At 68.0% G+C, this 24,317-nt stretch carries 22 protein-coding genes and 3 pseudogenes; 14 read left to right on the top strand and 11 right to left on the bottom strand.

What is annotated here, in order from left to right:
• Window positions 1-448 precede the first annotated feature (448 nt).
• From ACFY1P_RS34885 to ACFY1P_RS34865, 5 genes are all read left to right on the top strand, one after another.
• The gene (locus tag ACFY1P_RS34885; protein ID WP_361522488.1) at window positions 449-718 is read left to right on the top strand and encodes a hypothetical protein; all 270 of its coding nucleotides are present in this window, start codon (window positions 449-451) and stop codon (window positions 716-718) included.
• A gap of 305 nt (window positions 719-1,023) precedes the next feature.
• Window positions 1,024-1,320 (top strand): hypothetical protein, encoded by a 297-nt coding sequence (locus ACFY1P_RS34880; RefSeq protein WP_361522486.1) that lies wholly within the window; start codon window positions 1,024-1,026, stop codon window positions 1,318-1,320.
• Between the two features lie 218 nt (window positions 1,321-1,538).
• Window positions 1,539-2,678 carry a GDSL-type esterase/lipase family protein gene (locus tag ACFY1P_RS34875; protein WP_390752964.1) on the top strand — a complete coding sequence of 380 codons (1,140 nt, stop codon included), beginning with the start codon at window positions 1,539-1,541 and terminating at the stop codon, window positions 2,676-2,678.
• A 430-nt stretch (window positions 2,679-3,108) separates the two neighbouring features.
• Window positions 3,109-3,342 carry a transposase family protein gene (locus ACFY1P_RS34870; protein WP_390752963.1) on the top strand — a complete coding sequence of 78 codons (234 nt, stop codon included), beginning with the start codon at window positions 3,109-3,111 and terminating at the stop codon, window positions 3,340-3,342.
• A 126-nt stretch (window positions 3,343-3,468) separates the two neighbouring features.
• A complete protein-coding gene (locus tag ACFY1P_RS34865) occupies window positions 3,469-3,969 on the top strand; it encodes a hypothetical protein (RefSeq protein WP_390752961.1) in 501 nt (166 codons plus the stop codon).
• Between the two features lie 4,012 nt (window positions 3,970-7,981).
• Here the strand turns inward: ACFY1P_RS34865 and ACFY1P_RS34860 are convergent.
• On the bottom strand, window positions 7,982-9,004 hold the full coding sequence (locus ACFY1P_RS34860; RefSeq protein WP_390752960.1) for a serine hydrolase domain-containing protein: 1,023 nt from the start codon (window positions 9,002-9,004) through the stop codon (window positions 7,982-7,984).
• 270 nt (window positions 9,005-9,274) lie between these two features.
• On the opposite strand from ACFY1P_RS34860, the pseudogene ACFY1P_RS34855 reads away from it, so the two are divergent.
• The 3 genes and pseudogenes from ACFY1P_RS34855 to ACFY1P_RS34845 form a co-directional block, all read left to right on the top strand.
• Window positions 9,275-9,385: pseudogene (locus ACFY1P_RS34855) on the top strand (site-specific integrase); the annotation flags it as partial.
• Window positions 9,386-9,525: 140 nt separating this feature from the next.
• Window positions 9,526-11,000 (top strand): annotated as a pseudogene (locus ACFY1P_RS34850) (FAD-dependent monooxygenase).
• Window positions 11,001-11,398: 398 nt separating this feature from the next.
• On the top strand, window positions 11,399-11,527 hold the full coding sequence (locus tag ACFY1P_RS34845) for a hypothetical protein (protein WP_361529375.1): 129 nt from the start codon (window positions 11,399-11,401) through the stop codon (window positions 11,525-11,527).
• Window positions 11,528-11,748: 221 nt separating this feature from the next.
• Here ACFY1P_RS34845 and ACFY1P_RS34840 read toward each other — a convergent pair whose 3' ends face one another.
• Window positions 11,749-12,186, bottom strand: coding sequence for a glutaredoxin domain-containing protein (locus tag ACFY1P_RS34840; RefSeq protein ID WP_390752962.1), 438 nt, complete (start codon window positions 12,184-12,186; stop codon window positions 11,749-11,751).
• Between the two features lie 104 nt (window positions 12,187-12,290).
• Between ACFY1P_RS34840 and ACFY1P_RS34835 the strand changes: the two genes are divergently transcribed.
• Window positions 12,291-12,449, top strand: coding sequence for a hypothetical protein (locus ACFY1P_RS34835; RefSeq protein WP_390752959.1), 159 nt, complete (start codon window positions 12,291-12,293; stop codon window positions 12,447-12,449).
• A gap of 53 nt (window positions 12,450-12,502) precedes the next feature.
• Here the strand turns inward: ACFY1P_RS34835 and ACFY1P_RS34830 are convergent, their stop codons facing one another.
• Both ACFY1P_RS34830 and ACFY1P_RS34825 read right to left on the bottom strand, forming a co-directional pair.
• Complete coding sequence (locus ACFY1P_RS34830; RefSeq protein WP_390752958.1) at window positions 12,503-12,847, bottom strand: hypothetical protein; 345 nt, start codon at window positions 12,845-12,847, stop codon at window positions 12,503-12,505.
• A 104-nt stretch (window positions 12,848-12,951) separates the two neighbouring features.
• A complete protein-coding gene (locus tag ACFY1P_RS34825) occupies window positions 12,952-13,209 on the bottom strand; it encodes a hypothetical protein (protein ID WP_390752957.1) in 258 nt (85 codons plus the stop codon).
• 92 nt (window positions 13,210-13,301) lie between these two features.
• Here ACFY1P_RS34825 and ACFY1P_RS34820 point away from each other — a divergent pair, with 92 nt between their 5' ends.
• Window positions 13,302-13,697, top strand: a complete 396-nt coding sequence (locus ACFY1P_RS34820; protein WP_361529369.1) for a helix-turn-helix domain-containing protein — start codon at window positions 13,302-13,304, stop codon at window positions 13,695-13,697.
• Between the two features lie 35 nt (window positions 13,698-13,732).
• On the opposite strand, the gene ACFY1P_RS34815 is transcribed toward ACFY1P_RS34820, so the two are convergent.
• A complete protein-coding gene (locus ACFY1P_RS34815; RefSeq protein WP_390752956.1) occupies window positions 13,733-14,644 on the bottom strand; it encodes an alpha/beta hydrolase family protein in 912 nt (303 codons plus the stop codon).
• 102 nt (window positions 14,645-14,746) lie between these two features.
• On the opposite strand from ACFY1P_RS34815, the gene ACFY1P_RS34810 reads away from it, so the two are divergent.
• Window positions 14,747-15,316, top strand: a complete 570-nt coding sequence (locus ACFY1P_RS34810; protein ID WP_361529363.1) for a TetR/AcrR family transcriptional regulator — start codon at window positions 14,747-14,749, stop codon at window positions 15,314-15,316.
• A 55-nt stretch (window positions 15,317-15,371) separates the two neighbouring features.
• On the opposite strand, the gene ACFY1P_RS34805 is transcribed toward ACFY1P_RS34810, so the two are convergent.
• On the bottom strand, window positions 15,372-16,190 hold the full coding sequence (locus tag ACFY1P_RS34805; protein WP_390752955.1) for a S1 family peptidase: 819 nt from the start codon (window positions 16,188-16,190) through the stop codon (window positions 15,372-15,374).
• 493 nt (window positions 16,191-16,683) lie between these two features.
• Here ACFY1P_RS34805 and ACFY1P_RS34800 point away from each other — a divergent pair, with 493 nt between their 5' ends.
• Window positions 16,684-17,133 carry a DUF523 domain-containing protein gene (locus ACFY1P_RS34800; RefSeq protein WP_390752954.1) on the top strand — a complete coding sequence of 150 codons (450 nt, stop codon included), beginning with the start codon at window positions 16,684-16,686 and terminating at the stop codon, window positions 17,131-17,133.
• Between the two features lie 217 nt (window positions 17,134-17,350).
• Here ACFY1P_RS34800 and ACFY1P_RS34795 read toward each other — a convergent pair whose 3' ends face one another.
• The 3 genes from ACFY1P_RS34795 to ACFY1P_RS34785 form a co-directional block, all read right to left on the bottom strand.
• The gene (locus tag ACFY1P_RS34795; RefSeq protein WP_390752953.1) at window positions 17,351-17,539 is read right to left on the bottom strand and encodes a phospholipase D-like domain-containing protein; all 189 of its coding nucleotides are present in this window, start codon (window positions 17,537-17,539) and stop codon (window positions 17,351-17,353) included.
• The gene (locus ACFY1P_RS34790) at window positions 17,497-18,408 is read right to left on the bottom strand and encodes a phospholipase D-like domain-containing protein (RefSeq protein ID WP_390752952.1); all 912 of its coding nucleotides are present in this window, start codon (window positions 18,406-18,408) and stop codon (window positions 17,497-17,499) included. The genes ACFY1P_RS34795 and ACFY1P_RS34790 overlap by 43 nt, the downstream gene beginning before the upstream one ends.
• Window positions 18,409-19,166: 758 nt before the next feature.
• Window positions 19,167-19,484 carry a hypothetical protein gene (locus tag ACFY1P_RS34785; RefSeq protein ID WP_390752951.1) on the bottom strand — a complete coding sequence of 106 codons (318 nt, stop codon included), beginning with the start codon at window positions 19,482-19,484 and terminating at the stop codon, window positions 19,167-19,169.
• 703 nt (window positions 19,485-20,187) lie between these two features.
• Between ACFY1P_RS34785 and ACFY1P_RS34780 the strand changes: the two genes are divergently transcribed.
• Together ACFY1P_RS34780 and ACFY1P_RS34775 are read left to right on the top strand one after the other, a co-directional pair.
• The gene (locus tag ACFY1P_RS34780; protein WP_361529351.1) at window positions 20,188-20,751 is read left to right on the top strand and encodes a zinc-dependent metalloprotease family protein; all 564 of its coding nucleotides are present in this window, start codon (window positions 20,188-20,190) and stop codon (window positions 20,749-20,751) included.
• A 27-nt stretch (window positions 20,752-20,778) separates the two neighbouring features.
• A complete protein-coding gene (locus tag ACFY1P_RS34775) occupies window positions 20,779-21,843 on the top strand; it encodes a hypothetical protein (protein ID WP_361529348.1) in 1,065 nt (354 codons plus the stop codon).
• A 428-nt stretch (window positions 21,844-22,271) separates the two neighbouring features.
• Here ACFY1P_RS34775 and ACFY1P_RS34770 read toward each other — a convergent pair whose 3' ends face one another.
• Window positions 22,272-23,066, bottom strand: a complete 795-nt coding sequence (locus ACFY1P_RS34770) for an esterase/lipase family protein (RefSeq protein WP_390752950.1) — start codon at window positions 23,064-23,066, stop codon at window positions 22,272-22,274.
• 970 nt (window positions 23,067-24,036) lie between these two features.
• Window positions 24,037-24,225, bottom strand: a pseudogene (locus ACFY1P_RS34765) (dihydrofolate reductase family protein); the annotation flags it as partial.
• Window positions 24,226-24,317 lie beyond the last annotated feature (92 nt).

Below are 24,317 nucleotides of genomic sequence, written 5' to 3'. Positions count from 1 at the left end.
ACCGCCGGAACTTAACAGAAATACCCTCTGACCTGCGAAAACGTCAAAGTTAGTTCGGTCAATACACCGCAGGTTCAAATCCTGTCCCCGCTACTGCTGGAGAGGGCACGGATCCAGACCGATCCGTGCCCTCTCGCGTTCCCCGTAGTCCTGGCCACCCCAGCGCGGCTTACCGGCGTGTGCTGACGAAGTCGGCTCAGGCGTGGGCTGCTTCGGCGACCGGGAGGGCACAGGGCGCGTGGTCGGCCGCGAGAGCTTGCCGGCGGGAACGGGGTTGACGGCCTGTCGCAGCCACATCGATCGCTGATCGGGTGTGGTAGCACCCGTCGAAATTCGGCCATGCTCTCGGGGTCGGGCGCAGACTTCGGCTCTCGGCCGGCGCCTTCGGGGGTGCGTCGGTACGTTTGTGCGATGTGAAGCCGTTCATCGCGTGCGATCCGGCGGGTTCGTGAGTCTCATCGAGGGACGGGGGCCGCAGTGCCACCGGCGTGACGTCGCCGTGCAGCGGGCCGGGCGGGAGCAGGCCAGGCTGGTCCCGAGCGGAGGAAGCTGGTGGATCGGCATCACGATGCCCCGGGCGGCTGTGCAGACGTGGGCAGGCCGAATCCGGGACGACGGGACGTACGCGGACCCCACCGCCGGAAGCCGCCAGCTGCTCACGTCTGATCACGAAGGGGTCGTCGAGGCGGCTCGCCGCCTGCGGGCGCAGGTCGAGTGACGGCTTCCTGCTTCCGATCAGGAGGTGACCGTGCTGCGCGCCGCGAGGACCCGGGGCACGCCCGACCTGGGCCTCTATACCCTGACGCTGTGAAGCCTGAGTTGACGTGGGCGCGCTGTCGTATGGGGCCTGGCCGCCGGCACGGTGATCGGCGTCCTGACGTTTCTGCCCGCGCACCTCCGCTGATCGAACGGACGGGCAACCGTTGGACGGCATGGGTGGTGTCTGGCTGGCCCTGCGCATGCAGTCGACGACTCGTCGCACGGGCTGTAGTGGGTGCCGTCGGAAACCTGGGGGCCGGTTAGGTGATCAATGTGGTCACGCACCTGATGCCGCCGCTGTCGTCGGTGGCGAACGAGATCGCTTTCGCCGTCACGTACGAGGAACTGGTCGTGGAGCACATCCGCGATCAGCTGGCGTTGACAGTGGCTGCCGAAGAGGGTGCCTGGAATGGCGTAGACCCGGACAAAATCGAGCTACGGCAGATCGCGCAGCGAGTCTTGAGTGATGCCGCAGACGTTGTACGGGACTCGTTTGGGCCAGGCTCGCGGTACAGAGTGCTGATCGAGATCCTGGTCGGGGAACCCAGGGGAACCCGATGATGTTCTACTCGTCGCGCACCGAGATCATTACGGAGTGAGGCGGACGGCGAAAGCTTAAGGTTCACCGTGGAATCGCCTGGCTCACCGGATGCCCTAACTAGGCTGGGAAGGGGCGTTGGTCGTGGTTGTTCCCCCATCGGTTGGTGTGCCGGTGCCAGGCATGGCTGTGCCGGACGCTCTGTCAGGTGACGTGAGGAGCAGGAGCGGTGACGGTGGAGATGAAGGCGGTGCCGCTGGTCGGCGGGCCAGTGGAGTTTCGGGGTGCGTTGGATCTGGAGACCACGGTGGCGGGGGTGATGCCGCGTCGGCTGCCGGCGTGGACCAAGGCGCAGTACCAGGATCCCTCGGTCTACGGGGTGACCCTGATGCCCTCGGGGGTGCGGCTGGTGTTCCGGACCGACGCGCGCGAGGTGGAGTTGGACGTACTCACCTCCACGGGGCAGCTCGACACCGAACCTCAGCCCCGCCCGACCGGGATGATGGAACTTCTGGTGGACGGCGTGCCGTTCGGGCGGCAGCAGGCGCCGCTGGGCAACGTGCTGCGGATGGCGGGCCCCGGGGCCGAGCAGCGACTGATCCCGGGCAGACCGGGGACTGTCCGGTTCGGCGGGCTGCCGGCCGGCATGAAGCAGGTCGAGCTGTGGCTGCCGCAGCAGACCCCCACGGAACTGGTGGGCCTGCGGGCCGACGGCGAGGTGGTGGCGCCGCTGCCGGACGGGCGACGCCGCTGGGTGCACTACGGCAGTTCCATCAGCCACTGCCTGGAGGCCGACGGCCCGACCGGCACCTGGCCGGTGGTGGCGGCAACGCTCGGAGGAGTGGAGGTGACCAACCTCGGCCAGGCGGGCAACGAGATGCTGGATCCGTACGTCGCCCGGACGATCCGCGATCTTCCGACAGACCTGATCAGCCTCAAGGTGGGAATCAACATCGTGGCCGCGGCCGCCTTTCGGCGGCGGTCGTTCGGCCCGGCGGTGCACGGATTTCTCGACACGATACGGGAGGGACACCCGGAGACCCCGCTGCTGCTGATCTCCCCGGTGAGCTGTCCGGCGCTCGAGGAGCGTCCCGGTCCGGTCTCGATGGGTGCGGACGGGAAGATCACGGCCCTGGGTGACCCGGCGGACGTGACCGGTGGCGCTTTGTCACTGACTGTGGTGCGTGCCGAGCTGGCCCGGATTGTGGCGGCCCGGCGGGCGCACGATCCCCATCTGCACTATCTCGACGGACGCGAACTGCTCGGACCCGACGAGGTGGCCGACCTGCCCGATGGCCTGCATCCCACTGCCGCCGCGTACCGCCGGATGGGCAAGCGTTTCGCCGCACACGCCTTTGTGGACGGCGGCCCGTTCGCCTGACCGCCCTGGCTCCCAGGCCGCGCTGGGTGTGGGTTCGGAGCCCAGTAGGCCGTGGCGCTGCGGCTCCGTGACGAGGCGCTGACGGGCCAACGGGTCCGCGGTCATCGGCGGACGGGCACGGACGGACGACGCCAAGGGCGACGTTGTCGCGGGCGCCGCCCGGTCAGGATCCTTCCTCGTCCCAGTCAGAGAGGTTGAGCAGACGCTGGACACCATCGGGACGCAACTGCCCGACCTGCCTGGAAAGGGTCCAGCGGCGGCTGTTGGAATTGCGTGACGAATGCCGAAGAGCGCGCCGAGGACACCTGCCCGCTTGTGTACCAATGCCGTCTGCCGCTGTCGCGACGAGCTGATCGGACGGCTCGCCGCCCAGGCGCCGCGCCTGGACCGTGCCCTGAGCTAGGCCGCCAAGCAGGGAGGAGAGGGGGTCCTGATCGACGGCACCCTCATCCCCGTCAGGCGCTGCACCGGCAAGGCCGACCGGCGGAACTATTCCGGCAAGCACCCCAGCCATGGCCCGCATTTCCTTGCCCTGACCGACGAGAAGGGCCGCCTGATCTGGCTGTCCGCCGCCCAGGCCGGCCGCACCCACGGCAACACCGCCGCCCTCCGCGGCCGGTGCGCATTTCCAGTGGTGGGAACCAGGGATTCGTCGGCGATCTGACGGGCGGTCCAAGTAGGTCATGGCCTACTCATTGATCGCCTGCCCCGGGTCCTTCGACTCGATGTTCATCGGCTGTTGATCCCTCCTTGTAACGCTGACGGCTCCACAAGGAACAGGGAGATCACCATGAACAAGATGCGCATGCTGCTCGTCGGTCTGGTCGCGGCGGTGCCGCTCGCCATGTCCGGAGGTACGCCGGCTTTCGCCAATGGAACGGACAACGGCATCGACGCGTGCGCGAGAGAGGCGAAACTGGCCGGTTTCGCCAAGGACCGGTCCGGCGAAGGCAGGAACGACGACGCGATCTACGCCGTCGCGATAGCCATGGCCGAGTCCGGCTGCACACACGACGCCGTCCACACGAACAGCCCGACGGACCCCGACCCCGGCACCAAGGACCTGGGCGCGTGGCAGATCAACGAGCGCTGGTACCCGGAAGTCCACAACCACGACAGCGGCATTGTGACGGATGAGAACTGGCAGGACATGGGCTGGTCGGCCCGTAATGCCTACGCTATCGACAACGACGGCACGGGTCGCGGATGGGCCTCGTGGGCCGCGTGGGGCCTGGGCACGTACAAGCAGTACCTCGGTGCGGCGCGTGACGCGGTGTACCGCGTCTGGTAGCGGAGATCGGCGACGGGGTGTCTCAGTGCGGCGCACCGTGCGCCGCACTCGGTTCCTGCCCGTCCAGCACGCGTCCCGCCCGGTGAGGACGGTGGGATGCACGTCTGCTTGCTGTGTGGTCGCTCGGAGGCGGGCACAGCGGCCGTTGGTCTCGGGCACTTCTCCGTAGAGCACGACGCGAGGAAAGCCGAGAGCTTTCGCGACGCCGGTGATGGTCAGCCGGGGGTCGGCGAGGAGTGCCCGTGCCAGGGCGAGCTGCTGGCCTGTCAGCTCTCGCGGTGGCACCAGAAGAGCTACAGGGTCCCCCTCCTCGTCCCGCTGGATTTGGGGGGCGATTCCCTGTTGTCGCTTCGATGACCGCGTCTGCCGCCAAGCCCATGTCGACTGAGTGCTCGCCCTCCTGCGAGATCGCTGTGGTCATACGGCACGGGAGCGGGCCATCTCGGCCGACATGGGCGGCCGACTGGGACGTTCCGGCCAGGCAATGGCCGCGCTGCTGTCCGCGCGTCCATCTCGGCGCCCCTTCCCGAGGGGGACTTCCAGGGGATGCCGCGCCCTTGATTCGACAATATGGAAAGGACTGCCGCTGTGCCCGCCGGGACCGTGCGGCGGCCGCCGGCCCGTACCCCTCCGGCATCTCGGCCGCTCCCGCATTCGACATCGGCGAGGTGCACAGCGCACGATGGACAAGGGAAGGCCGTCAAGGTGGCTGAATCATGAACTACGCCATGAGACATCCCAAAGGCAAAGTCCTCCCGCAGAGCGGCCCGCGCTTGGTCCGCCCATGGCGTTATGCATCCCGCGCGGCCGATGCCGTCGGGCGGTTCTTGCGGATGCTACGAGTCCGATCAGCGGCCCGTCCCCAGGTGGTCCTGACCCGGCGGTGGTGGACGAAGCCGTCGACGACGGCGTTCGTGCAACGTCTCTCGTGGCTGGCTCTCCCGATCACCGCTCTCTGGGTCGGGTCGGCGGTCTACGAGATCGTCACCAAGGAACAGTCCCCTGTCGAGAAGTGGTGCCAGCAGTCACACAGCTCCGGTTGCGCCGTGACCTATGGGTTCCTGGCGCCGTTCCTGACCCTGGGGCTGGCGACGTTCATCTTTCTGAGTGTGCAGTACCTCTCGGTCCGCAGGCCGTTGAGCAGGACGGCCAGGAAGGACCCACGCAGTCTCGTGCCGACGGCCGGGCCGACGGTCAAGGACGTGGTCGGACGGAAGGAGATGTGCCTGGTCCTGTCCCGGGCGCTCCGCGACCGGCGCAACCGGCGGCCCTATCTGCTGGTCGGCGGTGTGGGGGCCGGGAAGACCTCGGTGCTCGTGGAGCTCACGCAGATGCTGGCCAGGAAAGGCGCCATCCCTGTTCCGGTCCGGCTGCGGGACGCGGACATGGATGGCTCGCTGCTGGACTTCCGTGAATTGGGCATGAAGCGTTTCTGCGAGGAGGTGGACAGCGGTGTGCTGTCCGGCCGACAGGCCGAAAGAGTGTGGCGGCAACTGTGCATGGACGACAAGGCCGTCATCCTCGCGGACGGTCTCGAGGAGACGTTCACCGAGGGCGAGAAGCAGAAGGAACGGGACATCCTCATCCGCAAGGCGATCCAGCGGGCGGAGCGGCAGAAGCTCCCCTTGGTGATCGCCTCCCGTCCGCATCCGCCGTTGCAGCAGACCCAGGCCGCCGTCATCGACCTGGAACCCCTCAGCGAGGAAGCAGCGCTGGAGTACCTGGAAAAGGACCGCACGGATCCCGATCCCCATCGTATGTCCTGGATCGTCGAGACGGCGGCCGTGTCCGAGGCCCCGCTGTATCTGCAGATCGCGCACGAGCTACAGGACCATCACCTCCTGGAGCACCTGACCGGCATCAGGCGCGACAGGAAACTGGACACCCGGAGCGCCGACCGGGCGGAGCTGCATCTGCGCCTGCTCGACACCTGGCGAAATGCCTTGATCTCAGGGCGCATTCACGGAGAGATCGCACTGCCCTCCGAGAAGCGTGAGGCGACCATCGAGGTCATTTCCGCCCTGGCCGGAATAGGGCTGCTCCAGGACCGGCTCGAAGTCGCATTCGACGCATTGATCGGGGCCGGCCCGGACAATGCCGGCCCGGCCGCGGCGCGGGCATGGGGCCATGGTCCCATCGTGGCACCGGAATTCCCCGATATCTGGGGGCGGCTCACGGAGCGATTGCCGGCCTGCCCAGGCCGGACGGACGCGCACCGTTGCCGCACGCTCCTGTCCTTGTGCGCCACCCAGGGCGAACAGCTCGGCCTGGTGGAAGTCCGGGGCGAACGGGTCCGCTTCCCGCACAGCACCCTCCAGGCCTATCTCGGATCCGGCTACGTCGATGTCTCGGACCTCGAGCCCCTGGCCACCTCCCTCCAGGAGCCCGGCCCCGGCCGTGAACTCCTCGTCGCGCTGGCCCTCAATTCCCGGCGGGAGGACTCCCGGAAGGAAGCGGAGAACCAGCATGAGGCCGTAGTCCAGCGGCTTCTCGAAGCGGCGGAGAGGCGCACCGATGCCAAGGCACTCGACCTGTACGCCACCGCCCTCGACATCGACAGCGCCACAGGAGCGTCCGCACACCATCGCATTGTCACGTCCCTGTGCGACCGATGGCAGTACATCACCGGTGGCGACCGGAGAACTCTTGAGGGAACCAAAGAGGACGTCGTGCACCGGGTCGGAGACATCCTGCGCGCGATCGGCGCGCGATCCGAGAATCAGCCCGGCTGCCCGGCCCCGGCCTACACACCGTTCTTCAGAATCGCCGAATACGAGCCCTCGTACCCCATCAGGCTCGCCATCGCGCAGGAAATGGGTGCCGGAGGCGACAAGGCATTCGACGCCCTGCGCAGCATGTTCCCGCTCCCCAAGAACGGCCCGCCCGAGGAGAACGACCCCTGGGCACAGTACGAGACGGCACTCCGCGAACAGCTGTATGCCGAGCACCGGGCTCGTGAGGAGAGCCACCACCACACGACCCCCGGCGACCAGGCACACGAGCAGTATGTGAAGCAGAAACAGGAGAACATCACACAACGGTCCCGGATCTGGCGGCGGTTCGTCATGCGCGCCTGGCTCGTCCCCATGATGGTGGGCTCGGTCGGGGACAAGCACCGGAACCAGGCGAAGGAGCGGCTCCGCCTCTGGCTCGATCACCTGGAGCCGGAGCACTCCGCCTCGCAGCGGGCGGATATGCCGCTCTCCCTGGAGATCGCCCTCGCCCAGGGCTTCAAGAGCGCCGCCAACCGCAGGGAGCGGCATCCGCACACGAACGAGGACTCCCGGGAGTACCTGGTCGAAGAGGCGGAGGCCATGCTGGCCCACGCCCGCTTCTGGTATTCCCAGCTGACGCTCATTCACGCCCTGTGCCTGTGGGAGCTGAGGGACGGAACGAGCCGCCCGTCGGCGAAGACCGACCCCACGCAGGTGGTGAAGCGCTGGCTGGCGCTCGCGGGCAGCAAGCAAGATCCGCTCGCCCGGCACCCGGACGACCGGACGCGAAAGGGAGAGCGGCTGCACCCCTTCGTCACCGCGGCGGCCGGTCTCGCGGTGCTCGCCCTGGAGAGCGGGCACCCCGAACGGTTCATCTGGATCGACGAGATGGGGGTGATGAACAACATCGGTTCCTCGCCCGCAGATCCCGGCGCCTACCGTAGGCATGCCCTCTGGATTCCTCCCTCGGTGGGGTGGAGCACCCTGCACCCCCATGCCCAGCAGCTGCTCGCCGATGTGCTCCTGCTGCTCAACCTCGCGCAGCGGGACTGCCGGCCGGACGAGCTGGAGGCCCGTCTGACCCGCGCGAACCGGACCGTCCTGCCGCCGTGCCTCACGAAGGAGCGGGAGCCGCTCCGCCCCCGCCGGACCGTGGGCATGGCCGAGAACGCGCCACCGGGAAGCACCTGCGCGCGGGACTGCCCCTTCGAGCTGTGCCCCTACCCCGCCATGGGGGAGCAGCCGCGGGCTGAGGTGCGGGAGGCGTTCTGCCGACAGCAGCAGGCACTGTTGCACCCCTATCGCCGTGTGGGCATCCTGGGACCCCTGTCCTGGCTGCGGCGCAAGCGTGCACCCTGGCACCGCATGACGTGCAGCGAACTCCACCGCTTCTGGGAGGACATGGCGACCCGGTCGCGGACACCGTCGTGCTGATCACCCGGAGCCCGGCGGGACCTGGTCGGCTCGGCCTTGCCCGGTGATCGTTCAGGTGTGCCGCAGTGCGGCGGTGGTGGTTTCTCCAGGAAGTCGCGCAGCAGCTCAGGCCCGTTTCCGGAGTGGCTGAAGTGAACTTCTGGCGGGCCTGGCCTGGTGGGGTGGCCGATGATGGAGGTGTGGCGCAGCCCCAGCGGCGCGATGACGCGGTGTTCGACCAGGTCGCGCCAGGTGGTGCCGGTGCCCTCGGCTTTCTCCGCGATCACCCCGGCCAGCACGTAGTTGGTGTTGGAGTAGTTCGACGGCGGTCGGTCGGTGTCATGGCGCGGCACGTACAGCGGCGGGTGGGCGAAGGCGTAGGGCAGCCACTGCCGGGGCGGGGTGGCGTCGAAGCGGATCGCCGGATCGCCGGATCGTCCAGATGGGAAGTACTTCTCGTGCCACCCCGGCTCCCGGGCATAGTCGAACAGGCCGCTGGTGTGGCGGAGTAGATCAAGCACGGTGACCTTCGATCCCGCGTTGCCGTGGCCGGACACCACGCCGGGCAGCCAGTGCTCGACCGTGTCGTCAAGCGACAGCCTTCCTTCGGTGACGAGCTGGAGGACGACCACGGCGGTGAAGGCCCTGCTGGTGCTGGCGATGCGGTATTCGAGGTCCAATGGCAGCGCCGCGTCCGTGCCGGGCATGCGCCCGGAGCGGGCGCGCAGCGCGCCGTCCGGAGTGTCGAGGCGGGGGACGAGGTTGAGCGTGCCGTGGCCGGCGGCGCGCACGGCGTCCACGTCGCGCCGTAGATCTGCGGGGTGGTAGCCGTGCCCCGCGGGGGCGGCGGAGGCCCGTGCGGCGGGCGTCGCCGCGGTGGCGCCGGAGGTGCAGGTGGCGGCGACCAACGCGGTGACGGCGACGAGGCGGCCCGGCGGGCCGCGGTCTTGGAGACGGTCATAGACGCTCCCTGGCTCAGATCGGCCGAGGTCGGTGACGCCCAGTCAAACCAGCCGCGCGCACGGGGGACATGGGGCTGGCGCTGGCGCGATGGTGACCAGGACGATGCCGGTCGCTGTGGTCTGCGGGATCTTCCCGCTGCTGATCCTGACCGTCCGCCGGAGCTGAGCTGATCCCGAGACCGCCGGGGCGGTCCGAGGAGGTCCTGGGCGTCAACTTCGAAGTCCCGGCACAAGAAGCCGGAGAACGCCCGCCGCTACTTCAAGCCGCCCCCAGAGGCGATCGCCGCACTCACGAGCCTGCTCGCTCCCGGCGATAGCAGCCGATGAGCCTCATTCCTTGATCGATCTCAGCGCTGACTGCGCCGGCCCCATTCTCCTCGCGGGACCGGTCCCTTGACATCGCGGCGCTTTTTTGACCTTCCTGACCCTCGGTCATAGTCGGCGCCATGGACTATGACGTAGACGTAGTGGTGGCCGGAGGCGGCCCGGTCGGACTGATGCTGGCCTGCGAGCTCCGGCTCGGAGGCGCGCGGGTGGCCGTCCTGGAGCGCCTCACCGAAGTGGACCCGACGATCAAGGGCGGGGCGATCACCACGCCCAGCGCCGAGGCGCTCTACCGCCGGGGCATGCTGCCCGCGCTGGCCGAGGTGCAGCGGCAGTCGATGGACCGCTTCCAGGCATACATCCGCGAGCGGAACGGCGGGGACGGAGGCGGGGCCGCGGGCCAAGGGCTCGGGTTCGTCGGGCACTTCGCCGGCATTATGCTGCGCGCCGACCTGGTCGACCGTACGGAGCCGGGCCTCGGCGACGCCGGACCCGCCTCCGAGATCGCTTTCGTGGCGCAGCAGGACATCGAGCGGCTGCTCGGCGGGCGGGCGGACGAGCTCGGCGTCGACGTGCGCCGGGGAGTGGAGCTGACCGGCTTCGACGCGGACGACGGGGCCGTCACCGTGCGGACCAGCCACGGGGTCATACGCGCCGGCTGGCTCGTGGGCTGTGACGGCGGCCGCAGCGCGGTCCGCAAGCTCGCAGGGTTCGAATTTCCCGGTACGGACCCGGAGATCACCTGTCACCAGGCGGTCGTGGAGATGACCGGCGCCGAGGACCTGAAGGTCGGCTGGACCGCCACGGATACCGGCGTATACGCCCACGGGCCGATGCCGGGCCGCGTCGTCACCGTGGAGTTCGACGGCCCGCCGGCCGACCGGGACGCGCCGGTCACCACCGAGGACCTCCAGGCGCGGCTGCGCCGCGTATCCGGCGTGGACGTCACGATCACCAGGGTGCGGACCGCGACCCGCTTCACCGACCACGCCCGCCAGGTCACCGAGTACCGCAAGGGCCGGGTGCTGCTGGCGGGCGACGCGGCGCACGTGCACTCCGCGTTCGGGAGCCAGGGGCTGAGCCTGGGTATCGGGGACGCGATGAACCTCGGCTGGAAGCTCGCCGCGGTGATCGGCGGCCGGGCACCCGAAGGGCTGCTGGACACGTACACCAGTCCCGGGCCCTGCGCGAGATCGTCAGCGACCTGGCGGGGACGGTCGCGGGCACCACGTACCTCACCGCGCGGCTCAACGGTGGCGGGGTGCGGTACGCGCTGTCGGGCGAGCACCCGCTGACCGGCCGCAGCACCCCGGACCTCGAACTCACCGACGGCAGCCGCCTCGCGGACCACCTCCACGGCGGCCGGGTCCTCCTGCTCGACCTCGCCGACGACCCGGAGCTCCGGGCCCTCGCCGCGGGGTATGCCGACCGCGTCGACACCCTCACGGTCGGCTGCCCGTCCCGCCCGGAACTGGCGGCGGTCCTCGTCCGTCCGGACGGCTTCACGGCCTGGGCGGCCGACGCGCGGGCGCAGGCGCCGACGTCGACGGCCGGGCTTGCGGAGGCGCTGGAGGAGTGGTTCGGAGTGCCAGAGGGTGCGGCGGTGACGCCGGGCTGATCCGCCGCTCTGCTGACTGACTCGAACCATGAGCCGATCCCACCCACGGCCGCCACATCCGCCGCCACGCACAGCCGCGGCTCCCTACGAGCCGGTGACCAGTGCGAACGTCCCCGCCGGAACAGCCCCCCGGCGGTGACGGTCACCCGCACCGGGGTCACACTTCCTCGCCCGAGTCCGGGTCGCGCAGCGGGCGCAGGCCGCCGGGCAGTTCGGGTGTCGGCGGGGAAGGCGGGCTGGCTGTCGGCGGGAACCTGCATGTCGGGGCCGACCATGGGTCCATCGCGGTCGGCATGGTTCAGGGGGACGTGACGCTGGGAAACCCTTCGCGGCCGGGTCCGCAGCCGCACTGAGCGAACCCGGAGGCAGCACGGCCACGTCACTGCACCGCCTCACCAGTGTCTTCGCCGACCGGGGCGGGCACCGCCTTCGGCTACGTCGGGCAGGTCCACCACCACGCCGTGCCCCGTACACCGGCCACTTGGCCGCACCTCTTCCGGCTGCTCGACGAATACCGCGACCGGTAGAGCGGTCACCGAGCTGTGTGCGAATCCTCCGAACCGGCGGTGGCCAGCCTGTCGCAGTCGTGGCCGTACTCGTCCGAGCAGAACTGCTCGCGGCGGCGTCCATCGGCGATCGCCAGCACCGGGATCAGCAGCTTGAACGCCTTCAGGCGTTCGTCTTCATATTTGACGGGGCGCCAGGCCAGCGTCGGGCTCGGGTCCCGGCGTCGTGAGGGCGTTTCTGATCACGCGGACGGGGAGAGCTGTTCACGCACCCATTTGGGATCGGGGTTGGTGTGTGGCCGACCTGCCACGACGACGGTCGGCACGGTCTCGTTGCCGTCGTTGGCTGCCCTCACCGCTGCGGCTGCTGCCGGGTCACGCCAGATATTCACCCAATGCAACTGGCGTGCCCTGCGGCCCAGCCGGATGCGCAGTCGCATGCAGTACTTGCAGCCCGGTCGCCAGAAGACGACCGGCCGACCGTCGGCCACGCTGCGGCGTTGCGCCTCGTGCACATCGACCGACCTCGGGAAGATCAGGGGCGAGTGCACGCCCGCGAGCGCCAGGAATGCCAGCAGGAGCGCTGCGGCTACGCCGGGGCTCTCCCTGAAGATGAGCCCAGTCGCGACGGCTGAGCCGCAGACCACAAGCAGCATCGGCAGAATCCAAGCTCGCATCATGGTGAAGCAGACTATCCACAAGTCGAAACGCTCCTCGACCAGTCCGTTCACCTGGGTGTTCGCCGGACGCTGAGGCGGCCTTCCGGGAGGACTTATTCGACGGCGTGACCTCGCGCGGGGACGAGCTGTTCGAGCTGGTGGGCATGCCGCAGGCCGCTGACGGGCGCGTAGTGCTTGCGGTGGACTACAGCCACTGGCTGCGCCCGGACGCCTCGATCAACGCGGAGCGTCTGTTCTGCCACGTCTACGGACGCAAGGCCTGACCGCGAACCAATTCGTGCTTGGCTGGACCTGTTCGTTCTCCGCCGTGCTGGAATCAGGCGTAGGCATGGCGCAGTGTCCAGCACGCGAAAACGATGGCGGCTGCCGCTGTCACGACGGCCACGGTGCCGAGGGTGATCCCGGCCCGCGCCCGGTGGCGGCCGGCTGCCTGGTCGCCGCGCATGCGCCGCAGGGCGATGCTTCCTGAGAGGACCGCCCAGAGCCCCAGGGGCAGGGTGACGCAGATGGGGAGGTAGCGGAACTGGTTCGGGACCGCGTCCGGCAGCAGAGGACAGCCGATTGCCGTGACAGCGAGCGTGCCCAGCACGAGGGACCACGTGCCCGTCAGTTGCGGGAGGGTGTCGTCTTCGGACGGATCGATGTGCTGCGTGGAACTCATGGTTCGAACGCTAGTGGCGTCCCCGTTGAGGCCGGTCTGGATGATGGCACCGATCCTCGCCTCGTGGCGGGAACCGTACGGCTGCCAGGTGATGACGCGGGGAGCTATGACGCGGCGTTGAGGGTTTCGCCGATCGCCTCCAGCCATACCGGGCTGCGGCCTGTGCCGAAGGCGACCGCGAGCGCGTAGCCGATGGACACGTCGAGTGGATGAACGTCGGCCTCCGGCACCCACTGGGCCTTCGCACGCCCGTTGAGCCGGGTTCGGAACCGTCCGATGCACTGGCCGTTCCTCGTCAGTCGGCTGCGCAGGCACGACTCCGGCAGCAGCTGGTACGCCGCATCCCTGCACTGGACATCCACGGCGTGAGAACGTCGGGTGAGTCCGGCCAGGCTCGGCAGGAGGGTTGCGATGTCCTCGTCCTGGTCCGAGCCGTCGACAGGAGGACGAGCTCTTGGACGTCCGGTGGTGGGCGCCGGAGCAAGTACGGGACCACCGTCTGGAGATCCTCACCGGCTCACTCTCCGGTGTCTACGATCCCCGCGGCGCGGGCAAAATCCTCTTCGTGATGTCCGCCGCCATGGCAGAGGGCGAGCGCGAGTTCATTCAGGAGCGGACTCCCATCGGACTCGACACCGCCGCGGCCAACGGCAAGCATGGCGGCCGGTCACCCGTGCTCGACGACGACCAGCTGGCCATCGTGCTCTGCCGAGGCGACGCGGGCGAGCTCATCACCGCCATCGCGAAGCTACTCGGCGTCGGCCGCTCCACCATCTACCGCACCCTCGCCGCCCACGAGGAGAACGGGAACGTGGCTGTGCAGGCGAAAGCGGAGAGCGGTTGTCAGTGAGTTCTGGCATCGGTTCTTGATCGAGCGGGCTGGGCTCACTTGCTGATGATGCTCCACATACCGTCGCAGCCCTCGGCGGTGTTGTTGAGGGCGGTCCACTCGGCGTCGTTGATGTTGAGAGCCGCGCGGAGGTAGGCGGAGATCGCGTCGGCGACGAGGGCGACGCGGGCGGGGTTCTCATCGGTGGTCTCGGCGGCCATCTCGCCGGCGATGCCGCCCATGGTGTGCTCGGCCTCGGCGATGGTGAGCAGGCTCTTGGGGGCCGGGCTGAGGTGATAGGCGTCGGTGAACCACTCCGGCCCCCGGGTGGAGAGCTGCGACTGGTCCTTGCCGCCCGCGACGACCAGGGCCGGGGTGGCCATGCTGGAGAAGTCCGGCTTCATGAACGGAAGGTTCTCGGCGGCGAACGGAGTGAGGGTGTCGCCGGTTCCGGCCGCAGCGATCAGCGCGCCGGCCGAGACCGCGGAGTGGGAGAAGTCCTCTCCCGGAACGCCGTCGGCGTCGAGCACGCGCGCGCCGAGGAGAGCGCCTGCGGTCTGGGCGCCCCAGGAGTGGCCGACCACGGCGGTGCGCTCACGGTCGGCACAAGCCTCCAGGCCGGCCTGGGCCAGGATGTTGCTGAGGTTGTCGAGGACCGCATGGAGGTCGGTGATCCGCACGCGCCAGATGGTGGCGAAGCGCGGGTCGTCCCAAGCGATGGCGTTGTGGCGGGAATCCAGGTGGGTGGGCTGCACGACGACGAATCCGGCGGCGGCCCACCGGTCGACGAGGGGCTCGTATCCGTCCAGGGACCACGCGTTTCCGTGGGAGAAGACGATCACGGGCAGCTTCTGGCCCGTCCGGGGGGCGGTGACCTTCACCTGTAAGTCGATGCCGCGCTCAGGCGCGGGAACGGTGATGGGCTTGACCGAGACGATCTGCTGGCCGGTGGGCCGGGAAGAGAGCATGGGGACCTGTGCTTTCTACGTGGTACCGCTCTGCCATACTTTGGCGGAGCGTCGTTCCGCCAACTTAGCGGAACATTGTTCCGCGAGTAAAGGGAGGCACTGGTGCCGGAGCCGGTCGGGGTACGCCAAGCACAGGCGCAGCGCACCCGCAGCGGCGTACTGGCGGCCGCTGCGGAGGTCTTCGTGGACCAGGGCGTCCAGGCGCCCGTCCGCGACATCGCCGAACGCGCCGGCGTCGGTGTCGGCACGGTCTACCGCAACTTCCCTACCCGCGCGGACCTCGTCACCGCCGTCTACCGGCACCAGATCGACTCCTGCGCCGCTCTCGCGCCCCGGCTCCTCGAGGAATCCGCCTCGCCGTTCACCGCGCTGACCCTGTGGACGGACGCGTTCGTGGACTTCCTCGTGACCAAGCACGGCCTCGGCGCGGCGCTGGGGTCTGGTGATCCGGGGCTGGAGAACCTCCATGCCCTCATGCTCGACACTCTGGTCCCGGCCTGCGCAACGTTGCTGGACGCCTGCGCCGCCGACGGCGAACTTCGCTCCGATCTCAGCGCCTACACACTCATGCGCGCTGTCGGAAACCTCTGCATCACCGGCCCCGACTACGAGCAGGCCGACGCCAAACGCATGGTCGCCGTCCTCCTCGCCGGATGCCGCAACAAGGCATGACCAGGTTGGAGCGAGAGCCCGGTCTTGAACCCCGGCACTGTGCCGGCCTCCTGAATCAGCGGCTTATCGCCTTATGGATCCAGCCCGCGTAGGCGGGCGCGCTGGTGTAGAGCCCCGGGCCCTCGCCGCAGCGCATGCCTGGGGCACCGGGGCCCGAGGTGACGCCGATGAGTTCCCAGCGGCCCTTCCGGTCCTTCTGGAGCTGGGGGCCGCCCGAGTCGCCGTTGCATGCCATGGCCTTGGGCACCTTGCTGATCGTGCACAGGCGGGTGCTGTCCGCCCAGCCTGGCGCGCACTCGGAGCCCGCCCCTCTGCGCGTGTCGAGTTCCTGGAGCCGGTCGGGGAAGACCCATTCGGTACGGTCGGGTGCGTCGTTGATGGTGCCGAAGCCCAGGAGCCGGGTGGGGGTGCCGGGCCGCCCCGGCTTGTGGGCGATGCGGATGGGCTTCTCGGCGACGGGGCGGTCCAGCCGGATCAGAGCGACGTCGTCGCGGTTGAAGCTGGTGCCCTCGTCGTTCTTGTAGCCCGGGTGGGACACCGTCCTCGCGGCGGACCGGACCGTGCCCCCGGAGTTCTTCCACTCACTGCCGATCCGGACGGTGCCGTCCAGGGTGACAAGTGCCGGGTACACGCAGTGGGCAGCTGTGAGCACCCACTGCGAGTCGATCAGCGATCCTCCGCAGACGCCCTTGAACGTAGGGTCGTCCGCACCCGCCACCGGGATCGACACCATGGAAGGGTAACGCTGCGTGGAATCCTTCCCGTTGACGATGGCTTCGGCGCTACCGGTCATCATGGCGGCGCACGCCACTCCGGCCAGGGCCACCGCGGCGGTGCGCGCCACCGCGCGGCGCGAGGACTTCAAGCTGAACACTGGTTCTCCGATCGGACGAGCATGTGCGACGTGCTCAGCCTCCGCGGTCAAGAGGAACTGATCCATCCGGTCAGCGGGCCTGTCCGAGGTCCGGCCAGCGGGCCGTGCGGGGTAGGGAGAACCCCCGGGCGGCATGTTTCGCATCCATTCGGTGCGCTGAACGACTGTGCCGGTGCCTCCGTGCATAGCCGGTGAACCCAGGTAAGCGAAACCGGCAATGAGTCAGACCATAGAACCTCAATCGCTGTTGCCAGCACGACCGCGGAGGAACCGCCGATTGTCGGCAAACAACCGAGGCCGCCACTGCCAACTGCGCGTGGATTCGAGCGTTCCCGCAGGAGACCGTGCTGACGAACTCACGGGCTCTACAGCTGCTGTAGGATCCGCGACTCCCTTAGCAATGACGGCGTTTCGTCAGCAGTGGCGTAGCAAATCCGGGACTCCCTTGGCAACGAGCACGGTCTGTAGTGATAGCTGTGGTTAGTCTGGCTGCATGGAAGCAATCCTGGTCAGCGCGTGTCTGCGCGGGGTGCCATGCCGGTTCGACGGGCAGCACAAGGCGTCTTCGGAGATCGAGCAGGTAGTGACGGGTCGTGAAGTCGTCTCCTTCTGCCCAGAAGTGGCGGGCGGGCTCGCCACACCGCGGCGGCCCGCGGAGCTGGTGGGCGGCGACGGGCACGACGTGCTCGACGGGACGGCACGGGTCGTTGAGGACACCGGACGTGACGTGACAGCGGAGTTCCTGGACGGAGCACGGCGCGCACTCGCGGCGGCGCGGCGCGGAGGCTGCACGGAGGCGATGCTGATGCCGCGCAGTCCGTCGTGCGGACGGGGTGTGGTCTACGACGGGTCCTTCGCCGGGAAGCTGGTGCCAGGAGACGGGGTGACGGCGGCGCTGCTTGAGCGGAACGGGATCGCCGTGCGGCCCGCACCCGGAGTGTGAAGCGAGCGGCCGACTACTTCAACCGGTCACTGACCGTGAGTAGCGTCGGGGACGACGCTGCCTCTGGGTATTCATCCTCCGCCGCCGCGCTCGATGCTCGGCGAACGCGGATTCCGGCATCCCCACAGGACCTAGTGCTCACGAAGTCATGGCCCTGCAGGCCCGCGCGCCGACGTGTACCTGCGCAGCGACTGGTGGCCATGGAAGGCAATCACGCTTACGCGGGAGCGGGATGCATACGGTGGTAGGTGGTCAGAAGAGTGTTGAGGTAAGTCTCGTAGGCGCTGGCGAGGCCGGCATCTGTGAGGATGAGGGCATTTTCGGCGTTGGTTTCGGCGTGTTCGGAGAAGTTGTAGGAGCCGGTCACGACTGTTTGGCCGTCGATGACCAGGACCTTGTTGTGCATGAAGTCTTGTTCTTCGCCAGGTGTGTAGGGGTGGCTGGGCGCGGGGGCGAAGCGGGGTCATCCATGAACCAGAACAAAGCGGGGTCCTGGTGGCTGCCGCGGCGGGCATCAGCCATGCCGCCCGGGTCATAGACGCCCGCCAGGTCAGCACCTGCTTTGTTGAGGTCGGCCAGGGCTTGCAGGATGCCCGGATCAGAGATCAGGAATGCGGCCGTTCGCAGACGACTGGCGCCGGTCATGGCAGCGATCACGCGGTCTTCGATGCCTTCACCGGCCTGTGGCTCGAACTGGGTCTCGATCTGCACGCCGTCGACGGAGATCGAGGTCGCGGGGGTGGCAGTGAGCGCGTCGGGTGCGGCGGCTAGGAGAGCTGCGAATTCGGTGCTGTAGACGGCAGCCAGGTCGGAGCTGCTGACAGTCAGGCAGTTGTTGTCCTGCAAGGTCAGGCCGCCAGTGGTGAAGTTCGCCGACCCTGTCCAGACCGTGGCGTTGTCACGGATGAGGAACTTGTTGTGCAGCAACTTCCCGGCATGTTCGGGGTAGGGAGTGGCGTAGCCTGCGAGGCCCGCCTGGCTGATCGCATCGCCAGTGGTTCCAGGCTTGGGGTCGGCGATCGGACCACCATGCTGGGCCGGGCCGGCGTCATACAGCAACCGCAAGGAGATGCCGCGGTCGGCGACGCTCTTCAATGCCCCCAACACCACAGGCTCACGCAGGTCGTAGATCGCCACGTCGAGGGTGTGCTGGGTACCGGCGATGAAATCAGCCAGGTGCTTGCCAAGGTCGGCGTTCAGCTCACATCGCTTGGATTCGAAAAACACCGACAACCCGTCGCGAGTGTATGTGGTCGTAGGCTGCTGATCATTCATTGCTGCTCCGTGAGCACACGAGACTACTGAGTAAGTGGCACATGCAGGTGTCTCGAACCTCTATCAGCTTTCCAGTGTGCAGTGCCGCATATCGCCTCGCATCTCGAAGCCCGGCCCTCTCTCCACAGTTCGAGGAGATTGACAGGGGCGGGCCGTCTGCCACCGCGCGGTTCCTTGAGGTGGTCAGCCTGCCCCTCTTCTTCTCGCAGGCCAGACGGATCGCGTTGTGAGGAGCACGGCCCCGACCCTACGGGGTTTTGGTATGGCTGCGCGGCTCGGTGGATTTGGTTTGCGCTGGTCAGAGGCTGGCAGGATCGCGCCTGTGATCTCCAGAGTCCGCTCGGTGCGGCGATCGTGAAAGCGTCCACCCCGCACGCCTCGCAGCGTGGCCGGGATCAGCCCGGGCGCTGATCTGTGCGGTGGTGGGTCAGCTCAAGGCCGAGAGTGAGCAGCAGCTGTCGGCCCAATTCGTCGAATTGCTCCTGGAGAGTGGGCTCGCGGAAGAGAGAGCGGCCAACTCGCCCGGAGAATCGGCGAGTGCATGATGCTGGGCGAGATAGTCGGTCATCGAGGACCGGTGTACGGCTCGCGCCCTCTCGAGTAGTGGACCGTTCACCTTCCCTGCAAGGGTGTGCCGCAGCGCGATGCGGCCGGGAACCGTTCACCACAGGCCGGGCAGTACCGGGCGGCACCCGGCCATCACCATCGGCCACCACCCCCACCCCACCCCACCAGGCCAGGCCCGCCAGAAGCTCACTTCAGCGACTCCGGAAACGGGCACTGCAGTGTTTCTCGCGTGGTCCAGGTGCGTAATTGGCCAGGGCGAGGTGGTGCAGCCGGTGGTGCCAGCGTGCGGTGAGGTGTTGTTGGCGGTCGCGCCGGCGGGCGGCGACCGTGTAGCGCCAGCCGTAAGCGACGGCGATCTCGGAGGCCGCGACGAACGACTCCCGGTCCGGCTCCTTGACGAGAGCCTCTAGCCGTACGTAGACCAGCCAGACGACGCTGTGAAAGCACCGAATAAGCGCCGTCTCCGCCGATTCGCCACGAGACCGCCCAGCGTCTCGTCCAGCCGTCACATAAATCGAGTACCGGCCTGCCGACGTCGACGTCCGTCGACACAAAAGGGTCATCCCATCTGCACTGAGACTGCCCAGGGAAGCCACGGGAGACGGGATCGAGGTCGGCGGGCTGAATCCGGCCGCTTCAGGTGCACAGTTGCTGCGCAACAGCGATGGCAACGCCGCGAGCGGCGCTGACAACACAGCCGAATGGAACCGCGTGAAGACATCTTCCGGTCCGACTCAGCTGCACCTCGACGATTCCGGGATCGACTCTCTGGTGGCCCACGAATTGACTGCCCCAGAAACACTGCTGATCCCGTTCTTCTCCGGGCTCGCGAGCTGGCCGGAGGACGCTCAGATGGGATTTCTCAGTCGTTACGCCAGGTGGCGCAATCGACCTTTGTCATCCACTGTGGTGTGGGAGATTGGCACTCCGTCGGAGCCCGCGCCGGTCTCGCGCATCGGCTTTGCGAATCCCTGGGAGCCTGCCGCCGGACGGAGCCATGATGATTCGTCGTGCGTCGCTGACAGTGACCGGACCAGCCCCGGCCTCCGTGGGGCCATTACGGCCGCGTGGCGGTGGCCGGGCTGGGCACCGCTGCTGTGCTGCTTGCATGTACGGGACTTAGCGTCGAAGTATCGAGCCGTCGAACCAGACGACTCGGAGGCCCCAGCCGAGTGGTCGAGGTGGTCCGGCGGGTAAGGATCGGAGTCCGCTATGGCGCCGCATTTCGATGTCAACGTCATCATCGTCGGCAAGGACAAGTTCACTCCCGAGAAGCTGGCCCAGGTCGACGGAGCGGTGGGGGTCATGAAGACCATCTTCGCCACCTTCGGACCCGAGGTCGGCACTGTCAGGAAGTACAGCATCAGTTCCAGTGCCGCCGGGAGGCTCGTGGTCATCCGGAGCCATGCGGACGCGAAAGAGCTCGCGAACCTGTGGTCAGTGAAGAACGATGCTGTCGACATCTTCGTGGTCGGCCTGATCACCGATAGATTCGTCGGAACCTGTGCCGTCCCCGGCAGCTGCAGCAAGAGCCGTGTGAAATTCGGGAACTATCCTCGGACCCCGGTGGTCACGATCCAGGAGCCGCTGGCCGAGAGCGGCAACACCTTCGCCCATGAGGTCGGCCACTTCCTCGGTCTGCAGCACTGCGAGGACGACCAGTCGTTCTGTGCCGGCAGCCCCAACAACTTCCTCATGAGGAACTCGGCCGCCAACACGGGCATCACCTCCGCACAGGCCGACAAGATGAAGTCGCACTGCGCGGTCAAGCCCTGAGACCTGTCGAGAGCCGGTGACCCCATCATGACCGCGAACATCGATCAGCTGATCGCTTCCAAGGACGGCCTGGACCCGGCGCTCCTGGCTGCCCTTGACGACAATGACCGCGCCGACCTCCTCAACCGCGCGCTCGCCGCGGACGACCCGAATCGCATGCGTGCCATGAGTTTCCTCTCCCTCATCGACCCGAGTCCCGACGGCGTGCTCGCCCAGGCGGTCGGCCGGGCGGTGACGGACGGTGACCCGTTCGTGGTCGCCGGCGCGCTCTCGCTCGCCGCGTGCCTCGGCAACAGCGCGGTGCCCCTCGTCCAGGGTGCGGCGTCCAACGGCGAGCCGCTGATCGCGCTCTCAGCCTGGGCCACGCTCGAGCAGATCGCCAAGTCCGACGTCCTGGACGCCCTGCACCAGCTCGCACCGTCGCCCGGCGACGTCGTGGGCGACCAGGCGGCCTTCGCGCTGTCGGTGATCGCCTACCGGGGCGGGCAGACCGGTTTCGAGCTCACTCCGCCGGCCGACAGCGCCATCCGTGCCATTGAGGCGGGCCAGCAGGCGGTGTCCGCGATCACGTCATCGGCACCGACGGACGACGACTTCGCCCTGCTCGCCAAGCTGACGGCAGGGGAGCTGTACCTGATCAGTCCGGAACAGCGGGCGACCGTCGCGATCGACTGCGGGGAACACCTGCTGCTCTGTATCGACCCCACTGTCCTGGACGGCCTGCCGAACTCCGTCGTGCAGGCCCCCGCGTTGGCCGGACTTGTCGCTGACCAGAACCTGGACGGCACGCGCTACGGTGTCCGGTACCTGGTGCTCACCTGGCCCGACGGGTCGAGCGGCGTCCACGTCCTGCTCTGCGACCCCAGTGGTGCCCAGGCATACTACGGGCACCCGGCCGCCTCGGACATCACCGACGGCACCGCCACGTTCCCGCTGTTCGCCGTGGACCGGCCGGGCGCCGGCTCGGTCGCCGTCACCGTGACGGCGTCGGCGAGCGGTGTCAGCCTCAGCGGCGACCTCCAGGTGATGGACGAGATCGTGACCGACCGACAGGATCCGACGCTCGACGACGACGGCGGTGCGGTGGTTTGAGCCGGAGCTCGGTCATGGCCAGTGGGTGGTGTTCATGGGATCCGGTCCACGGCGATGCGCGGTGGCAGGCGGGACAAGGGGGTATCGCGGGGCGGTGGTCTTGCCGGCTCCGGGGGAGGGCACCCGTCGATGCGCATTCCCCCGCCGGCGTCCGTTGTGTGCCGCAGGGCCGAGGCGGTGTGTCCCAAGAAGCTTGCGAAGCTTGCCACGTGAGACACCCTCTTCGCTCAAGCTGAGGGTCTGGGTTACAGCGGAGGGCCTCGGTGATCGCATCTTCGGGGTCCTCCGCTGTATTGCGCTGTCTGGTCAGTGGCCAAAGCGCCAGCGGGTGGACATGCACTGGTACTGGTCGTCGCTAGTGCCGAGCATGAAGGGCAGGGCGACGCGGTCGGGGGAGAAGGTTTCGCCAGGGGGTCTTCGGGCCGGAATCAGAAGGCGGGCGCCCTCGGCACACAGGGAGCTGCCGGGGCTGAGGGGTCCAGGGCCCGTTTGACCAGTCCGATCGCACGTGGGCTGTACGACATGCTCAGATGGGCGGAGAGGTCGACGGAGCAGCCCTCCTGCAAGGGGATGTTGTGCACCGTTGCTCCGGGGCCCGCGGTCATGAACGTGTTCTGCCAGGGGGTGGTGATCTCGTCGTACTTCGTGCCGATCACGGTGTATTCGCCCCCGGGAACGGTGTCGCCGTCGGCGTTGAGCTCCTTGATGAAGTCGGATTTCTCGTACTGCTGGACGCCTGCCACCCCGAGGGTCTTCTCCCCGAGCCCCAGCATGTGGAGCTTGTCGGCGAGAGTCTCGATGCCGCTGATGGTGGTGCCGTGGTTGGTCGCGCCGAGTTGGACGACCTTCTTGACCTTGTTCTTCGACGGGTCGGTCGGGTTTGCTCCTCCGTCGGCTTTGAGATACCAGCGGGACAGGGTCTCGCCCTGGGAGTGGCCGACAAGGTCCACTTGGCCGGAGCCGCTGGCAGCGATCACCTTGTCGACGAAGGCGGACAGCTCCTTGGAGGCTTGCCTGATGTCTTCGTAGCCCTTGACAGTGGGAGCGAGAGCCACTCCCGCGTCGTCGGTGTCGCCGAAGTCGAGGGCGTAGACGCAGTAGCCCTGGGCCTTCAACTCGGGGGACATCCGGGCCCAGTTGTTGTAGCGGTTCTCGTAGGTGCCGTGTACCAGGACGACCGGACGCGGGTGGGCGGCGCCGGGACGGCAGTTCCAGTCTGGCACCCGGCGGATCGATGTCGAGGTGGAGGATGGAGTAGCCGATGGCGGGAAGGATGTTGTCCTGTGTCGGGCCGGTCTCCGCTGCCGCGGAGGTGGAGGTGGCCAGGACCGTCGCCGCGGCGGCGGCACAGACGGCGGTGACGTCTCTGGGTATGTGCAAGACGGCTCCTGAGAAGTGTGGAACTCGGGCCACGGGCGATGTCTGGCATGAGTGCCGGCCGAGGAGGGAACCTCGGGTGATCTCCGCCGATGTCCCCACCGGATGGCGTACCGTCAGGTCGTTCAGCAGCGGCACGTCGGCACTCAGCACGGCCGCGACGCTACTGAACCGCCTGTGATCACCACACCGATTTCCCGAGATCAGCTCAGATCAGAGGCTGTCGCACGGATTAGCTTGTCTTAGCCGCGAGAACGACTGGAGCCCCTGGCGGGATCCTCCAACATGGCTCTGACATCGCATCTCCTTGGTGAGCAGAAAGGTGCCTTCGTCATCATGGGCTGATGACGACGTGGATGCGCTGTTACTGGGTTGGGGAGACATCTGGTTCTGCTGCGAGGTCGACGCCGAAGGCCGGGTGACCCGGCAGATCGAGCTCCAGGGGCCGGCACTGACCCCGATCGCAGCAGCTGCCTTCGACGAATGGCAGCGGGCTCAAGGCGTGTCTCAGGGTGGGAAGGCCATGCCTCCGAGGAGCTGGCCTCCGACCAGTTCGAGGAGGCTGGGACACGGCCTGCCGAGAGATCAGAGCGCGGCTGTCGTGACTTCTGACGCGGGCCATGAGGAAATGCCACCCTTCCTGAGACAGGAGTGCCTGGCCACGACGTGAGACAGCCCGAGAGCCTGCTGGTCAGCACGACGCTCTATGCCACGGACCGCGAGGTCCTGCACTTTTGTAGGAGCTCGCGGCTGATGTCGTTCCCGGGCCGTGTCGTATACGACATCACCGTGAGACCAGCGTGTGGGTGCTGTTGCTCAGCGACTCGTCTCGTACCTGGTCAGGACCACGCCGCCGGGGAACGTCCGCGTCGCCACCAGGTTCAGGTTCACCCAGCTGTCCAGCGCGGTGAAGAACGGCGTGCCGCCGCCCACCAGGACCGGATGGGCGGCGATCACGTACTCGTCGATCAGCCCGGCGCGCATGGCCACCCCGGCAAGCGTTGAGCTTGCTCCGCTTTGACGGACACGTTGGTTGTGTCGGTCAGGCCGCGAGTGCGGCCTCGTACTCGGCAGGGCTGAGGTAGCCGAGGCTGCTG

The organism is Streptomyces sp. NPDC001407 (assembly GCF_042895325.1).
Taxonomy (GTDB): domain Bacteria; phylum Actinomycetota; class Actinomycetes; order Streptomycetales; family Streptomycetaceae; genus Streptomyces.
The sequence above is the reverse complement of the archived record's forward strand: the minus strand, read 5'-3'. Positions and strand labels throughout refer to the sequence as shown.

Coding starts and splice junctions, on each gene's coding strand:
- ACFY1P_RS34795 (WP_390752953.1), bottom strand. CDS start 17,539: ATGCACAACAAGGTCCTGGTCATCGACGGCCAAACAGTCGTGACCGGC.
- ACFY1P_RS34830 (WP_390752958.1), bottom strand. CDS start 12,847: ATGAGTTCCACGCAGCACATCGATCCGTCCGAAGACGACACCCTCCCG.
- ACFY1P_RS34840 (WP_390752962.1), bottom strand. CDS start 12,186: ATGATGCGAGCTTGGATTCTGCCGATGCTGCTTGTGGTCTGCGGCTCA.
- ACFY1P_RS34775 (WP_361529348.1), top strand. CDS start 20,779: ATGACCGCGAACATCGATCAGCTGATCGCTTCCAAGGACGGCCTGGAC.
- ACFY1P_RS34790 (WP_390752952.1), bottom strand. CDS start 18,408: ATGAATGATCAGCAGCCTACGACCACATACACTCGCGACGGGTTGTCG.
- ACFY1P_RS34865 (WP_390752961.1), top strand. CDS start 3,469: ATGAACAAGATGCGCATGCTGCTCGTCGGTCTGGTCGCGGCGGTGCCG.
- ACFY1P_RS34875 (WP_390752964.1), top strand. CDS start 1,539: ATGAAGGCGGTGCCGCTGGTCGGCGGGCCAGTGGAGTTTCGGGGTGCG.
- ACFY1P_RS34815 (WP_390752956.1), bottom strand. CDS start 14,644: ATGCTCTCTTCCCGGCCCACCGGCCAGCAGATCGTCTCGGTCAAGCCC.
- ACFY1P_RS34780 (WP_361529351.1), top strand. CDS start 20,188: ATGGCGCCGCATTTCGATGTCAACGTCATCATCGTCGGCAAGGACAAG.
- ACFY1P_RS34800 (WP_390752954.1), top strand. CDS start 16,684: ATGGAAGCAATCCTGGTCAGCGCGTGTCTGCGCGGGGTGCCATGCCGG.